The following is a 16,604-nucleotide window of genomic DNA, read 5'->3' as shown; positions in this document are numbered from 1 at the left end:
CGGTTGCCTCCTTTTCGGCACAAGGCCTTATGTATGATTATGGATTATTTCTTATGATTATCATGCTACTCTATCGCCCTGACAGAAGTCAAAAGGTCTAAAGATGCTAAAAAATGATCTATGCCTTATGCCCCCTTTTATTGAACAATCTAGAGTTAACGGGTATATTAGTAGGAAACATGTTTATACAAGAAGTAGTGTAACACTACAGAACGAAAGGTTGATAGCTGTGGAGAACCGTAGCACCCCCTCCAATTTTATTAAGAATGTTATTACCGAGGACCTCCGTACGGGTAAAGTAAAGGAAGTTATTACACGCTTTCCGCCGGAGCCGAACGGTTATTTACATATCGGACATGCCAAGGCGATCTGGATTAACTTTACACTGGCGGACGAGTTCGGTGGCAAGACGAACCTAAGATTTGACGACACGAATCCGGCCAAAGAGGATACGGAATATGTGAACTCGATTCAGGAAGATGTAAAGTGGCTCGGTTATGAATGGGAAGAGCTGCGTTTTGCATCTGATTATTTTGAGGAAATGTACAAACGTGCCGAATTATTAATTACAAAGGGCAAAGCTTATGTCGATGACCTTAGTGCGGATGAAATTCGTCAATTGCGGGGAACGCTGACGGAGCCAGGGAAGAACAGTCCGCATCGCGATCGTAGCATCGAAGAGAATTTGGACTTGTTCCGGCGTATGCGTGCAGGCGAATTCAAGGACGGCGAGAAGGTCCTTCGCGCCAAGATCGACATGGCATCACCGAACATTAACCTGCGTGATCCTGTAATTTATCGGATTACACATGCACATCACCATAACACAGGCGATAAATGGTGTATCTATCCAATGTATACCTTCGCTCATCCGTTAGAAGATGCTATTGAGGGAGTTACTCACTCCCTTTGCTCACTCGAATTCGAAGATCAACGTCCATTTTATGATTGGGTCGTAGCTGAATGTGAGATGCCGTCTGTTCCACATCAATATGAATTTGGTCGTCTGAATCTAGCTCAAACGATGACTAGTAAGCGTAAGTTGAAGCTGCTTGTAGACGAAGGACATGTGGATGGTTGGGATGATCCGCGGATGCCGACGATTTCTGGTCTACGCCGCAGAGGATATACGCCGGAAGCGATTCGTAAATTCGTATATGAAGCGGGTATCTCTAAGAGTCAGGGCCTGGTGGACCTGCAAATGCTGGAACACTTTATCCGTGAGGATCTTAAGCTAACTGTACCGCGTACAATGGCAGTGCTGCGACCGCTTAAGGTTGTTATCACCAATTATCCGGAAGGTCAAACAGAATGGCTTGAAGCGGAGAATAATACAGAGAATGAGGAAATGGGTGTACGCCAAATTCCGTTCTCACGTGAAATTTATGTTGAGCGTGATGACTTTATGGAGAATCCACCGAACAAATATTTCCGGTTGTTCCCTGGCAATGAAGTACGTCTGAAGCACGCTTATTTCATCAAATGTAATGAGGTTATTAAGGATGAGAATGGCGAGGTAGTGGAGCTGCATTGTACGTATGATCCAGAAACGAAGAGTGGCAGTGGATTTACAGGCCGCAAGGTAAAAGGGACGTTGCACTGGGTGGAAGCTAGCCAAGCGGTTCCTGCGGAATTCCGTTTATACGAGCCTCTGATTTCTGCTGAAGAAGCGGATGAGGCTGTGGAAGTAGAAGGTTTGGATTCCTCGGTAGAGAAATCGGAGCCTAGCTTCTTAGATCAGCTTAATCCTAAGTCCATTGAAATCTTACAAGGGTTTGTTGAACCAGCGCTTAAGGATAGCGTGGCTCAGGATAAATTCCAGTTCTTCCGTCATGGCTATTTTAATGTGGATAGCAAATATTCGGCACCTGGACATCTTGTATTCAACCTTATCGTTTCACTGAAGAGTTCATTTCAACCTCCTAAACAAGGCTAATATTTAACTCGATCAAGTTGATTATATTGAAAGAGGCTCAAGCGTCCCGTGCGGGTACGCCTGAGCCTCTTTTTTATTTCCGTGTCTATAAAATTTCAGTCTCGGATAGCTCTTCTTCTTCCTCTGTAGGGGGACGATAACCTCCACGACTAACAAAGAGCCACATAAAGCCAAAACCGAGCGTTCCAAACAGCGTCAAGAATACACCCGTCTGATACATGCTCTGCGCACCCAGATATTGATACATCCAACCTCCGAGAATGCCTCCAATGAAACCGGATATTCCACTCCAGCTTAGGGTGTAGAGCGCTTGTCCGGAAGAGCGATAAGGCCGTGGAATCAGGAGCATCGTCAATTGGGTCCCTACATAGAAGAATCCGCCGAACGTTATGCAGTGCAAAATCTGAATAAACACTACTTGAATGGCAGTGGTCGCATCAGCCATAAACCACCAACGCAGAACGAACAAACCACTGACCAATGCAAGCCAGCCGAGCAGAACAGAAATTTTACGTTTTAGGAATCGGTCACAGAGAACGAATACGCCTATCTCCAAAATGGAGGAGAGGAACACGGCAAGACCAATCATTTTTTTAGAACCGCCCAGATCCGTAATATACAATGAGATGAATGTGGTGTTCATCGTGTTTGGTATGGAAACCAGAATGCCAAATAACAAAAACAACAGGAAAAAGGGATTAAAAATCACTTTACTTAGGCCTTTAAACGGCATCGGAGCTCTCATAATGGTATGGTTAATTTTGGGTAATACAAGAACGGATAGAATTGATGCGCCTAGTAACGCTGTAAGCAGATAGGTCAAGATGGATACGCCAGCCCAATCAAGGATAAAACCGGCGACAATCGCAATCAGTGCCCACCCTATTGAGCCCCAAAGCCGGAAAGAACGGAAGCGCTGATTAGTTCCCTCAATATAGCTAAGAATCATCGAGTTGCTTTGAGCAAATAATGGTCCTTGGAAGAAATAAAATAAAATAATGGCGTTGTAGATCATCTCATATGTATTTGCTCGAAACATAAACTGTGAGACCACTAGCGTTCCGAATAACATAAGCAAAACGATACGCCGTATATTCTGAGAACGGTCTGTTAAGAACGCCCAGAATGGATTTGCAAATATGGATACTAGCGCTCCCATAGAGAATAAGACACCAATCTCTAATTTGTTCATCCCTACATCCAGCAAGTATAGTTGAAAGAAGCTGGTGAAGAGGACCATGGTTCCATATACAAAAAAATTGAACCATTTTAAAGACGTGATAGAAGATGGAATAGCGCCTTTTCGCAAATGGTTCACTCCTTTCTCACTAAATATCTTGCATGGAGTAGAATGACCAATAGTAGGCCCTTCTATCACTGTAACACGTGTTGAAAAGGGATACAAACACCCTTTTTTACTTTTTTACATTATTTTGGTGTTTATTTAGGTTTGAGACGATAAGCGACAAAAAACGCATAAAACGTGGTACACAAGGTGAAGAAGACGCAAAATGGCTAATCAGCGGGTTTAACTTCAGTTTACAATTTGCAGATAGGATAATTGAAAGACGAGAAAGACATTACTATGCTTTTCTCGTAGAGGTACCAAGAAAAGGGGAGTTATTGTCATGAAGAAATCCGAATCCAAGCGCAAGATGGCGCTGAAGCCGTTCTTGATGCTACTAAGAGAAACCAAGCCTTCATACGGCTTATTGGCTATAGCCATTGCACTAAGCATGATATCTACATTAGTCAGTCTGGTAATTCCGATGTTCACTAAGAATTTAGTGGATGGCTTCTCACTAGCCTCCGTTAGTAAGCTTCAGATTGCAGGTATAGCAGCCGCGTTTATCGCGCAGACCATTGCGGGAGGGATCTCCATCTATCTGCTTAATTATGTGGGTCAGAAGATGGTTGCTGGTCTGCGGGATCGCCTGTGGCGTAAGTTTTTAGTTCTGCCTGTGGCTTACTACAACGACAATCGAACGGGAGAAAGCGTCAGCCGCATGACGAATGACACAGGGATCATCAAAACACTGATTTCTGAACATTTAGCTAGTTTATTTACCGGAGTGATCTCTATTGTGGGCTCTATTTCAGTGTTATTATTTCTCAATTGGAAAATGACGCTGGTTCTCTTTACAGTGCTTCCGCTTTCTGCGCTGATTCTAGTGCCGCTTGGACGGCAGATGTACAAAATCTCCAAGGGGATGCAAGACGAGACAGCCTCGTTTACCGCTACATTAAGTGGTGTATTGTCAGAGATCCGTCTGGTGAAATCCTCTGGTGCAGAGAAGAAAGAGTACGAAGCAGGCAAAACCGGAATTATGAATCTGCTTTCCTTTGGTATTCGTGAAGGTAAGATTAGCGCCATGATCAGTCCGCTAGTTTCCTTTGTTTTTATGATGTTGCTCGTCGTCATTATCGGCTACGGTGGAATGCAGGTATCTTCCGGTGTCCTTACCGCTGGTGAACTAGTCGCCTTTATTCTTTATCTTATTCAGATAATTATGCCACTTACTCAATTGACTACGTTCTTCACACAGATTCAGAAGGCTAAGGGTGCCTCAGAGCGTATTATTGAAACCTTGGCAGCAGAAGAGGAAGTATATGAGGGACAGGAAGAGGCGACTGGTGCTGAAGGTCCAATCTCGGTAGAGGGTCTAAGCTTTGGATATAAAAAAGGTGAGAATGTATTGACCGATGTAAGCTTCCGTATGCTTCCGGGTCAGGTGACGGCTATTGTTGGCCCGAGCGGGGGCGGTAAGACCACGTTGTTCTCGTTGCTCGAACGTTTTTATAAACCTCAGTCAGGTCAGATTAAGCTTGGCGACATGCCAGTGTCGACCTTCTCACTGCGCTCGTGGCGGAAGCTGATCGGGTACGTCTCACAAGAAAGCCCACTGTTAGCCGGTACGATTGCTGAGAATTTAACCTACGGATTGGATCGGGACGTTAGCAGTGAGGAGATGCGCACAGCAGCAGCCATGGCTTATGCAGATGGATTTATTGATGCCCTTCCTGAAGGATATAATACGGATGTCGGCGAAAGAGGCGTGAAGCTGTCTGGTGGACAACGGCAACGGATTGCCATTGCCAGAGCATTGCTGCGGAATCCGAAGATTCTTATGCTTGATGAAGCGACCTCCAGTCTCGATAGTCAATCAGAAGCGGTAGTGCAGAAGGCGCTGTCCAATTTAATGAAGGGTCGTACCACGGTTGTTATTGCCCACCGTTTGGCTACGGTTGTAAATGCAGATCAGATTATTTTTATGGAAAAGGGTCAGATTACCGGAATGGGAAGACATGAAGAGTTACTGGACAATCATGAGCTATATCGGGAATTTGCCACTCAACAGCTACAAATGAATGCCATTGAGATTAAGGACACAGAAGAGAAAGAGGAGGCTCCAGTGACACATGACAAAAATACTAGTAGCGGACGACGATCCGCACATCCGCGAATTGGTAGAAGTATTTCTGAGAGCTGAGGGAATGGATGAGATCTATGGAGCTTCCGATGGACTGGAGGCTCTTCAGATACTGGAAAGCAATAATATAGATTTAGCTATTATTGATGTGATGATGCCCAATTTGGACGGCTGGGAGCTATGCCGGCGGATGCGCCAGAACTATGATTTTCCGATTTTAATGCTGACGGCTAAAGGGGAAACCTCACAAATTGTAAAAGGTTTTGAGCTGGGTAGTGATGACTATCTCGTTAAGCCGTTTGAGCCAGTGGTGCTTATTGCACGAGTAAAGGCGCTGCTCAAGCGTTATCAAATTTCTGCTGCACAAAGAGTGACCGTTGGTCGGTTGCGAATGAACCGTAAAACGTATGAGGTCTCCTCAGAGTATGGAGAAATCACTTTGCCGCTTAAGGAATTTGAGTTGTTGTTTAAGCTAGGCAGCTATCCAGGTCAGACATTGACTAGAGACAGGCTGATCGAAGAGATTTGGGGTTATGATTTTGAGGGGAATGAACGAACACTAGATGTGCATATCAATCGTTTGCGTGAAAGATTTAATCAAGATAACTATGGGTTCGTTATTCGTACCATTCGGGGGTTAGGCTATCGGTTGGAGGCTGAGGCATGAATCGATTTAAAGAAATTGTTAAGCGAATTGGGATGATTTTAGTTTATTTCGGTGGCGTTGCGATTAGCTGGAGTGCAGCTTATTTCCTGATGAACTGGATATATAGTAGGGTTGGGCGTCCCTCCTCGGAGTATGTAGTCCAATTAATCAGCGTGATGGTCGGTATTGTAATCTTGTTCATGATGGCATTGGTATCCTCCAAGTTATTCCGGGGCTGGGAACGTGTTTTTTATAAATCGATCATCGAAGGCTTGGGGCGTATTGCTAAAGGTGATTTCAATGTAGTACTGGATAATACTAAGGATTATGGTGAATTCGGTGAGATTGTAGAGAGTATCAACGTCATGGCCAGTGAACTGAGCCAGATGGAGACCATGCGCCAGGATTTTATCTCCAATGTATCGCATGAAATTCAATCTCCACTAACCTCGATTCGGGGGTTTGCTCTTGCGCTGCAGGATGAGACTCTGAGTGTGGAGAGTAGGAGGCACTACCTTAATATTATCGTGGCTGAGAGTACCCGCGTATCTGGGCTCAGTGATAATTTATTGAAGCTGTCCGCGCTTGAATCGGGCAACTTTCCGTTTGAAAATCAGGTTTACCGTCTGGATAAGCAGCTTAGAGATACGATTCTGGCTTCTGAACCACAGTGGCTGGAGAAAAATATAGAGGTAGAGGCTGAATTGGAAGAATTGAATGTAACTGCGGTAAAAGATTTGATGACTCAGGTCTGGACCAATCTTCTTCATAACAGCATTAAATTTACTCCCCAGAATGGATGTATTCATATCAAGCTTCGAACAGTAGATGAGCGCGTAGAGGTGGAGATTCAAGATAGCGGGATTGGCATCTCTGACGAAGATTTACCTCGCATCTTTGATCGCTTCTATAAGGCAGACAAAGCTAGAACCGCGAGCGGGGGTGGCAGTGGTCTAGGCCTATCACTGGTTAAGAAAATCGTTGAGCTGCATAAAGGTAAAGTAACCGTAGCTAGCCGACCCGGTGAAGGAACAGCGTTTATAGTGAGCTTGCCAATGCAAGTGAAATAAATCGGTAATGTTAATATAAAAATGAATATTTACATAAACATGCAACAAAATCCGACATGGCTTTACAATTTTCTACTATTCTAAATATAGAATCTACGAAAATCAAAAAGTCATCGGAGGATTAAATATTTTGAAGAAGAGCAAAATTCGCGTTTTTCTGACCAGTTCGCTTGCCGTATTATTGTTAGCACCCAACTTTTCATTACAGACAGTTTACAGTGCTTCAGGTGAATCAACGCCTGATTTCACAGCTACAGCTTCAGAACATTCAGGGAAATGGATGACAGGTGAATACCATGCACATACTTATGAATCGAATGATGCTCAGGAATCTTTGAAAAGTGTGCTAGATGCTGCATTTGAACAAAATGGTTTTGACTGGATGGCACTGGCTGACCATCTTCGGGTATCTGACCGGGATGACGAAGGAGTGAATATCCCTGGCGGTTCTATTCCGATGTCTCAAGGCATTGTTGATTATCAAAATGAGAAAATTAAGAAATTACAGGCAGAAGGCAAATACGCTGGGAAAATCATTTTTTCCGGCTTTGAGTGGGATATGCCTCAATATGATCATGCAGCGGTTGGCATTGTTACAGATCAACCAGGTTCCGCAGAAGCTTTGAAGGCTATTAATCAATTTGAATATTTATTTACTAATCGGGATGTAAGTATGTTCGATCCGGCAGATGTGGCTGAGTGGAGTGCGGCGGATACTAGAGCTTTTTCTACAAAAGAAGATACACGCACAGCTATGAAATGGCTAAGCAGTCATTATCCAGATAGCTATGTACTGATCAATCATCCCTCCAGAAAAAATGGTACAAGCTCGGAGCTTAAAATAGAGGATATCCGGGACTTTAATGATATCGATCCAAATCTTGTCTTCGGCTTTGAAGGTATGCTGGGCAATCAGATGTCGAGTGATCGAGGAGAGACGCCTGAGACTTACGGGGGTACAGATGTCAAGGTTGCTCAGCTTGGAGGAATGTGGGATGCTCTGCTTGGTGAGGGCCGCAGGTTCTGGAATTTTGCTAACTCAGATTTTCATTTCAAAACAAAAAATGATCAATTCTCTAGCGGTTACTGGCCTGGTGAGTATTCCAAGAACTACACCTGGGTGGATGGCTCCGATATTAATGCTGTCGTAGACGGCATGCGGTCAGGGAAATCCTTCTCTGTCTTTGGAGATCTCATCAACGCCTTAGAGTTTAATGTATCAGGAGATGGGCAAGAGGAAGAAATGGGCGGCGAACTGGACGTAAAACAAGGCGACGACCTAGAGTTTACGATCCGTTTCAAAAGTCCACAGCAAAATAACAATGGCGATGCCGTTAAAGTGGACCATGTAGATTTGATCTCCGGTGAAGTCAACGGCAAGGTTGATCCTAGGTCGCCTGAGTACACCAAAGCAACTAACGATACTACAAAAGTACTGAAACGTTTCACAAGCGAGGATTGGACTACAGATGCCGAAGGCTACAATGTTATTAAGTATCAGGTAGGGGCAGCGGACAAGGATCGTTATTTCCGTTTAAGAGGAACTAATCTTGGAACTGACGTTGCTGGAGAAACCGTAAACGGTGAACCGCAGATTGATCCTAAAAATAATACTGTCGATAACCTGACTCGTTTCGAAGAAATCAATGCCCGTAATTATAGTGATATGTGGTTTTATTCCAATCCAATTTTTGTTGATGTGGAGTCGTATAGCGATCAGCAGGCCGTTAACGATACTATGACTGAGTTAGATCTTGGAGACACAAGCGCAGTAACTTCTGATCTAATGTTGCCTACCGAAGGCAAACACGGAACAAGTATTGTTTGGAACAGCTCTAATCCGGTTCTGATGACGAATGAAGGTAAACTCATCTACCAACCTAAAAAGGATACGAAGCTAACCTTAACAGCTACGATCCAGCGAGGCGCGGCTAAGGAAACGAAGGCTTTTGAAGTAACGCTTAGCGGAGATGATAGCATTACTCCATTGGCGCTTCACAGCACATTAAAGACTGAGAACGGACGAACATATTTAAGCGGTAACTGGACGAATCAGAGTGTTTCCGTAAGTGTATATGCCAGCGTATATATTCCTGGGTCAGATGTATCTATTCAATTAGCGAATGATGTGAACGGAGATTTCCTACCCTATGAAAGCGGGAAAGTAGTTGAGATTTCGGAAGAAGGGCAACATCAATTGCAATTTGAGGCTACGGACTCTTTAGAAAATAAGACAACATTGCCGATTGCTGTGAATATCGATCGTACAGCACCTGTGATTACCTTGAAAGGGGAGAGCAATCTTAGTCTGACTCAAGGCGATGACTTCAAGGACCCGGGCGCAGATGTTACTGACAAGGTTGGGGTTGCAGGCTCTATCCTGGTGACAGGAACAGTGGATGTTCAGACTCCAGGAACCTATACACTGAAGTACAATGCCACAGATTTGGCTGGTAATGCGGCTGCTGAGGTTGTACGCACCGTAGTTGTAAATGCGGGCAACAGCAGTGGAGGGGGCAGCGGTCCAGTTGCAACTTCAGTCCCTACGCCAACGCCATCTCCTACAGAGCAGCCTTCTACAACTCCGTATGTGGAATTGGATGTAAAAGCACAGCAGGGAGGAACAGGCACACTTAAAGACATGGGCAGCTTTACAATTCCGGCTGGAGCATTGTCTGCAGACAGTGAAATTGTCTTTACGGTTGTTGCCACCGGTGAGACACCAGTGATGGGTGATCTTCAGGCTGTGAGTGCAGCATTAGAGCTTACTAGCGACAAGATTGGAATGCTTAATAAACCCGTAGAACTATCTCTGAATTACGATGCGGGTCAGATTACACCAGGGCATAAAGCAGCTATTTACTATTACAATGAACAGCTTAATAAGTGGGTATATGTAGGTGGAAGCATCCAATCGGATGGGACTATAACTGCAAGTGTAAATCAATTTGCCAAATATGCTGTGTTTAATTATAAGGCCCCATCGCTTACTGATTTGAATAATCATTGGTCCACAGAATTTACAGACCGTCTAATTGGCATGGGCATCATGAAAGGGTACGAGGATCATACCTTCCGCCCGAATGAGGATGTTACCCGGGCGCAGTTTGCTTCTATGATTGTAAGGGCGCTTGGTTTGCAAACTACAGGCAGCACAGTGAAATTCGAGGATCAAAGTGCGATTCCAGCTTGGGCTGCAGGTGATGTAGCAGCGGCGGTAGATGCCGGAATCCTTCGTGGATATGATGTGAACGGTAAAAAGTTCTTCGAGCCTTCTGAGAAGATTACACGTGCTGAAATGTCAGTTATGCTCGCTAATGCTTTGAAGGTCAATGCCCATAAGCAAACGGATAATGAGGGGAACTTTGTGGATCTTGCCTCCATTCCACAATGGGTACAGTCATCTGTGCAAGCAGGTGTTGAAGCTGGTATTTTGGGTGGATTTGAGGATCATACGTTCCGACCTGAGAATAATGCTACAAGAGCGGAGGCAGCAACGACGCTTTACAAGCTGCTCGAGGCTCTATATCTATAATAGTGGATGGCGAAGGCTATCCTTTAATCTCTAAATGAAACGCCGCTTTTCCCAGATGACTTGGGGAAAGCGGCGTTTTTAATGAGACGGACTAGCCTCCAATTTGAGACATACGCCGAGCCGTCGGCGTGTGGCTTTGTGCTTTTTTCTCCAAGGCTAATGCCATTTCGTGGTTATGTGGCTTGTTACCCAGAGCTTTGCGGAATAAGGCCTGCACTGCAGCGGGATCGCTTATTAGGGGGCGGACATTGTACTCATCTTCCCAATATAGACAAGCTTTGATATGGCCATCAGCAGTTAGTCTTAGACGATTGCAGTTATCACAAAAGTGATCGCTTACGGGATGGATTAGACCGAACGTTCCTTGCGCTCCAATAACCCGCCGATTCTGGGAAGGGCCATTACCAGATGGCATCTCTGCCTCCTCGGTCTCCCAGCCGGCCGCAGTACAAGCTTCTATAACAGTTTCCAGCGGCAGATAGGATTGGCGCCAAGAATCAGTAGCACTTCCGATGGGCATATATTCAATAAAGCGTACATTTAGTGGACTGTTCAACGTAAGGGAGATAAAGTCTTTGATCTCGTCATCATTAATCCCTTTCATTAATACAACGTTAAGCTTGATTGGCTCCAGTCCAGCAGCTTGTGCTGCCTCGATTCCCTTTAGTACCTTGGAGACTTCACCGCCACGTGTAATCATAGAGAAGCGATCTTGCCGTAAAGAGTCCAGACTGATATTCACTCGTGAAAGCCCGGCTTCTTTTAGCAGCGCTGCTTTCGCTGGAAGCATTAATCCGTTCGTAGTCAGTGAAATATCGTCAATCCCCGGAATGGCGGATATCATAGTCACTAGCTTCTCCAGGTCTTTGCGTACAAGAGGTTCTCCACCTGTTAGCCGTACCTTTCGCAATCCAAGGGGGGCTAGCGATTCCACAATTGCGGTGATTTCCTCATAGCTCAGAATCTCGTCCTGCGGCTGGAATTCCATCCCTTCCGCTGGCATACAATAAATGCAACGCAGGTTGCAGCGGTCGGTAACCGAAATGCGGATGTAATCGTGTAAACGTCCAAAAGGGTCCGTCAGCGGCTCCATAGCGTTGCTCCCTTCATTTGTTGGTGTTTTGAGTGCTTCTCTCCTTAAGAGGAGGCGAAGGCGTTTATACTTGTTTAGAATTTTAAAGATCGCTCGGAGGTACGTCAATGAGCAAAGTGTTGGATGGGTCGAACACTCCCTTTTTGAAGAAGTCGGCATATGATTTTTTTGCATAATAATGGACAAACTAAATAAAATAACGAAGCCGAAATAGACTTGCGAAAATGTGACAAAAGTACGACAAATGAAGTGATTAGTCATAGAATGCTCACGGAAAGCGTTTTAAATATCCGATATAATCTAGGTGCGGATTACTTTTACGTTCACTTTTGCGAAAACAGAAAGGATACCGGAAAATGCATATCGTAATGTGACGATGCGTGACCGGGAAACCCATTGAGGAGGATTTGCAAAATGACTATGCAAACTGTTCCATCGCTCGCCGTGCCGGAGGCATTTAGCCATTGGTTGGAAAGTCGGGGATTAATATATCAGCTTTTAGTGGATTTTTTGGGTAGAAAACCATCACTCTCTCTTGTGGCTCAGTGGAGCCGCAATCGCAAGATGAGTGTTGCAACAGAGATGACGGAAGGTGGACGGGAACTGAAACGATATTTGAGTCAGGAACCGAATAAGCTACCTTATATATGCGAGAAAGAGAGCCAAGAGTATAAACGGCTTATGCATGAACAAACAGTAAGCTCTTTTAAATTACGTGAAGCTGCTATTCTAGGGCGTTCTGAAGATTTCTGCAACGTGCTTGCTGATGTGTATACTTCCGCGGGAATTGTATTTAACAAGTGTAATGGTGAGGCTGATGATCATATTGCTATTGAGCTGGAATTTATGGCAGTAATGCATGAGCGTATGTTGTATAACAGCTTCTCAATTAGAAGTGCTATGGATCTACTTGATATTCAGGTAGCCTTTTTGGAAGATCATTTACTGCAATGGACTCCACAGTTCTGTGAGAAGTTAAATGCAGCAACGGATAGTACGTTGTATTTGGGACTTTCCCATATGCTCGCAGAGTTTCTACCCCTTGATTTGCAAATGCTGCGTTCCTGGAGAGCTTCACTGGAGAGCAGTGCAACAGCAATGGTATAAGAACACTATAATACAGAGCCCGGCCTATAAATTAGGCCGGGTTTTTCGTGCTGAAGAAGTGTGAATTACGCTGAAAAATGAAGCATCGAATGCTGAACAAAGCGGTGATCCAAGTGAAGTAGGTAAATGATGATCTGAGTGAAGTCTCAAATTCCGATCCGAGTGAAGCTCTAGAATGATAATTAGGGAATTTCTCCCTAAAACTCTGGTGTTAATGCTCACAAGACGTGTAATTAGGGAAAAACTCCCTATAATTGACCTGACTGGGCAATAAATCAGCCGAATTCGCTGATTTTCAGGGAGGAATTCCCTGATTTCATTAATTTGGAGTGATTATCGGCTTTTTTTAGGGAGCTTTTCCCTAATTAATTTTAGACCCAACATCACGATATAAACGCCTATTGCAAATCATTCATCGTTCACTGTATAACGCCCATTACTCAACCAGAAAAATCTAATGGATAAGTAGCGCCCGTTACTTTGCCCATTCCATAAAAAAGAAGCTGTCCCATAAGTAGCATTCACTACTTTTGAGACAGCTTCTTCATCTAGCGTGTTTACTTGATTCGCATCAAGTGTTTTAGTCAATTACCTTTTTGCTGCGGAATTTCATCAGGAACTCATACACAACTGGTACTACTACAAGTGTCAGCAGTGTGGAGCTGATCAAGCCGCCGATAACGGTAACGCCTAGTCCTTTGGAGATGATCCCCGCACTGTTTTCAAGTCCTGTAACCAGTGGCAGCAATGCACCAATTGTTGCAAGTGCAGTCATCAAGATTGGACGTAAACGTGTGCCGCCTGCTTCAAGTAAGGCTTGTCGTGTGGTCATTCCTTCTTTTTCCTTATGAATAACGCGGTCGATGAGGACAATCGCATTCGTGACTACGATACCAATCAACATCAACGCACCCATGAGGGAGGAGACGTTTAAGGTTTCCCCAGCGATCAGAAGGGCTACGAGTACCCCGATGATGGTGAAAGGAAGTGAGAACAGGATAGCAAATGGAGCTAATCCACCGCCAAATGTAACCACAAGCACGAAGTATACGATGGCAATAGCAGCTGCCATAGCAATACCTAATTGACCAAACGTATCATTGATCTGCTCAGTTACACCACCGAAGCTAACCGTTACGCCATCAGGTAATTCCATAGCATCTACTTTTTCCTTCACGATATTTGAAGCACTATTGACGTCACTAGAAATAATCTCAGCAGTGACATCCACCTTCATTTTACCGTCCATCCGAGTAATCGAGTCAGGGGAAGAGCCGTTTTCAATTTTAGCGACTTGCCCGATTGGCACGGAAATGCCTAGTGGTGAAGTCAATGTAGCCTCTTCCATTTCTTTAATACTCTTATACGTTTCTTTATCAGTTTCGATATAGACTTTGTAGTTCTTGCCGTCCATTTCTACTTCTGTGAGTACTGGACGTGTGCCTGCAGGAGCAAGCTTCATCGCAATTTGTCCCGCTGTAAGTCCAAGGGAGCTGAGCTTTTCTTGATCCGCTACAATCGTATATTGATCGTAAGCTTCTTTGAGGCTTGTTTCTCCATCTTTGAAATTAGCGGTGTCAGCTTGTACGATCTTGGCGATCTCATCCGCTACCGGCTTAATTTGATCTAGTTCATCTCCGAATACATTTACGGTTAACGTGCTTCCACCCATACCTCCGCTCATCATGGCGGACATATCGCCCCATACACCATCTGGAACTTCTGCGGCTAAGCCTTCGATCAACTTCTCTTTTACGTTTTCGAAATCAGGAGTATCGCTATCATAAACGATGAAAAAGAGTCCTGAGTTGCTGGATCCGCCCATACCCATTGGGCCGCCGCCACCGATGGAATATTGCATTTTATCCACATGCTGCTGCGCTAAAATATATTTCTCAGCTTTCAGGCCTTGCTCTTGAACTTCTTCAGTTCTTTGTCCAGCCTTCGGTGAGTAGGTTAACATTACCGTTTTATCCTCTTGAGAAGGCATAAAGCTAACGCCGATAGGCTTGATCAGGAACAAGCTGCCCGCAAGGAGGAGAACTGCGACTCCGAACGTAACGAGCTTATGAGAAAGACACCAGTTCAGAATTTTTTGATAACCGGCAGACAGTCTGTCTGGTTTCTCACTATGCGTTTTCTTACCTTTCAATCCATTGCGGAACAGCGAGTGAGCCATTGCAGGCACTAGGGTAATCGCAACTACCAATGAAGCGAGCAGGGCGAAGACCATGGTTAAAGCGAAAGGCAAGAACAGCTCGCCAACCATACCACTTACGAGAGCAAGCGGTAAGAACACCGCGATGGTTACAATCGTTGAGGACATGATGGGTACGAACATTTCACGGGTCGCTGCACTGATTAATTCCCGACCTTTTAGCTTCTCACCAGATAAGGAGAGCCGCCGGTATATGTTCTCTATGACGACAATCGAGTCATCGACTACCCGTCCGATGGCAACGGTCATCGCTCCAAGGGTCATCATATTAAGCGTGATATCCATTTGACGCAGACATAACACTGCGATCAGTAGTGATAATGGAATTGAGATGATAGAAATGATCGTCGAACGGATATTCCGCAGGAAGACCAAAATGATGATTACTGCGAAAAGTGCACCAAATACTGCCTTGGACAACATTGTATTTACGGAGTCCTCAATCGGCTTACCTTGGTCAAGCAGAACTGTTAGATCGATGCCTTTATATTGTGCTTTTAATTCTTCAGTTTTGTCTTTAACACCATTTACGACATCAACAGTGTTGGCATCATTGGCTTTGACAATCTGGATACCGATCGATTCTTTACCATTCGTACGGGAGATAGATTCAGAATTTCCAACAACCTCAATCGTGGCAAGCTCTCCCAGCTTCACAGTTGGCAGTCCCATATTTGCAGCTCCGCCTACAGCGCCAGCACCAGCCGCACTTCCGGCACCTGCTCCGGCAGCCCCACCAGCCTCAGCTCCAGGAGAACCAGTGCCAACAGCACCGGCAGCCCCAGTTGGCATCACTGGAATGGCCACATTTTTAAGATCATCAACAGTAGTGATGTTGCCATCTATTACTACTGCCTTTTGGGCTTTGTCCATCTCGAACAGTCCTAGTGGAACACGGAGGGAAGAGCCTTGAATAATACCTTTAACTGTATCTTCGGTTAATCCGTATTGGCTCAGCTTGTCTTGATTGAACTTAAGCGAAACTTCTTTGACATATTGTCCAGAGATTTGTATAGAAGCGACACCCTCAACATCCTCAAGGGCAGGGCGAATGTCGTTCTCGGCAATACGGGTTAGTTCCTCAAGATCCTCTGAATCCCCATTGGATAGACTGAGGGAAACGACAGGCATTGAGCTAAGGCTAAAGCGAGAAATGGAAGGCTTCTGCGCATTGTCTGGCAGTGAGACTTCATTTAGCGATTCGCGAACTGCTGCTGTCGCATTATCCAGATTCGTACCATAATCGAACTCAATTTGGATACTGGAGGCATTCTCCAGAGAAGTAGAGGTGATCGTTTTTACACCATCCACATTGCGTAGCTTTTGCTCCAATGGTTTGCTGACATCATTTACGACACCTTCTGGTGCAGCACCCGGATAAATGGTTGTTACGCTAAGATAGGGTATACTAATATTAGGTAAGGTTTCTTGCTTCATTGTCAGTCCGCTATATAAACCGGCAAATACAATGATTATCGTCAGAAGCCAAATGGCAAATTTGTTCCTGAGCGAGAAATTAATTAAGCTTTTCATAAGTTTCGTTTCTGCTCCTCTCGGGCCTTTTCTTT

Annotated in this window: 10 protein-coding genes; 6 read left to right on the top strand and 4 right to left on the bottom strand. The window is 44.7% G+C overall.

Annotated features, from left to right (window positions below):
• The first annotated feature begins 229 nt into the window (after window positions 1-229).
• On the top strand, window positions 230-1,936 hold the full coding sequence (locus tag NSU15_RS28880; protein WP_042131405.1) for a glutamine--tRNA ligase/YqeY domain fusion protein: 1,707 nt from the start codon (window positions 230-232) through the stop codon (window positions 1,934-1,936).
• A gap of 85 nt (window positions 1,937-2,021) precedes the next feature.
• Here the strand turns inward: NSU15_RS28880 and NSU15_RS28875 are convergent, their stop codons facing one another.
• The gene (locus tag NSU15_RS28875; protein ID WP_339288408.1) at window positions 2,022-3,254 is read right to left on the bottom strand and encodes an MFS transporter; all 1,233 of its coding nucleotides are present in this window, start codon (window positions 3,252-3,254) and stop codon (window positions 2,022-2,024) included.
• A gap of 310 nt (window positions 3,255-3,564) precedes the next feature.
• Here NSU15_RS28875 and NSU15_RS28870 point away from each other — a divergent pair, with 310 nt between their 5' ends.
• The 4 genes from NSU15_RS28870 (at window position 3,565) to NSU15_RS28855 (ending at window position 10,618) form a co-directional block, all read left to right on the top strand.
• Window positions 3,565-5,427, top strand: a complete 1,863-nt coding sequence (locus NSU15_RS28870) for an ABC transporter ATP-binding protein (RefSeq protein WP_339288406.1) — start codon at window positions 3,565-3,567, stop codon at window positions 5,425-5,427.
• Entirely contained in the window at window positions 5,357-6,034 is a 678-nt protein-coding gene (locus NSU15_RS28865) for a response regulator transcription factor (protein WP_042131402.1), read from the top strand. Before NSU15_RS28870 ends, NSU15_RS28865 begins: the two co-directional genes overlap by 71 nt.
• Window positions 6,031-7,083 carry a HAMP domain-containing sensor histidine kinase gene (locus tag NSU15_RS28860; protein ID WP_076119005.1) on the top strand — a complete coding sequence of 351 codons (1,053 nt, stop codon included), beginning with the start codon at window positions 6,031-6,033 and terminating at the stop codon, window positions 7,081-7,083. The genes NSU15_RS28865 and NSU15_RS28860 overlap by 4 nt, the downstream gene beginning before the upstream one ends.
• A gap of 130 nt (window positions 7,084-7,213) precedes the next feature.
• Window positions 7,214-10,618 carry an S-layer homology domain-containing protein gene (locus NSU15_RS28855; protein WP_339288404.1) on the top strand — a complete coding sequence of 1,135 codons (3,405 nt, stop codon included), beginning with the start codon at window positions 7,214-7,216 and terminating at the stop codon, window positions 10,616-10,618.
• A 91-nt stretch (window positions 10,619-10,709) separates the two neighbouring features.
• Here NSU15_RS28855 and moaA read toward each other — a convergent pair whose 3' ends face one another.
• Window positions 10,710-11,711, bottom strand: coding sequence for a GTP 3',8-cyclase MoaA (gene moaA, locus NSU15_RS28850; RefSeq protein ID WP_042131400.1), 1,002 nt, complete (start codon window positions 11,709-11,711; stop codon window positions 10,710-10,712).
• A 414-nt stretch (window positions 11,712-12,125) separates the two neighbouring features.
• Here moaA and NSU15_RS28845 point away from each other — a divergent pair, with 414 nt between their 5' ends.
• Complete coding sequence (locus tag NSU15_RS28845; RefSeq protein ID WP_339288402.1) at window positions 12,126-12,818, top strand: molecular chaperone TorD family protein; 693 nt, start codon at window positions 12,126-12,128, stop codon at window positions 12,816-12,818.
• A gap of 408 nt (window positions 12,819-13,226) precedes the next feature.
• Here NSU15_RS28845 and NSU15_RS28840 read toward each other — a convergent pair whose 3' ends face one another.
• Together NSU15_RS28840 and NSU15_RS28835 are read right to left on the bottom strand one after the other, a co-directional pair.
• On the bottom strand, window positions 13,227-13,406 hold the full coding sequence (locus tag NSU15_RS28840) for a hypothetical protein (protein ID WP_339288401.1): 180 nt from the start codon (window positions 13,404-13,406) through the stop codon (window positions 13,227-13,229).
• Window positions 13,399-16,569, bottom strand: coding sequence for an efflux RND transporter permease subunit (locus NSU15_RS28835; protein WP_339288400.1), 3,171 nt, complete (start codon window positions 16,567-16,569; stop codon window positions 13,399-13,401). Before NSU15_RS28835 ends, NSU15_RS28840 begins: the two co-directional genes overlap by 8 nt.
• Window positions 16,570-16,604: the final 35 nt, after the last annotated feature.

The sequence above is a fragment of the Paenibacillus sp. FSL E2-0201 genome (genome assembly GCF_037963325.1).
In the GTDB taxonomy this organism is placed as follows: Bacteria; Bacillota; Bacilli; order Paenibacillales; family Paenibacillaceae; genus Paenibacillus_AQ.
This window is presented reverse-complemented; position numbering and strand designations above follow the sequence as displayed.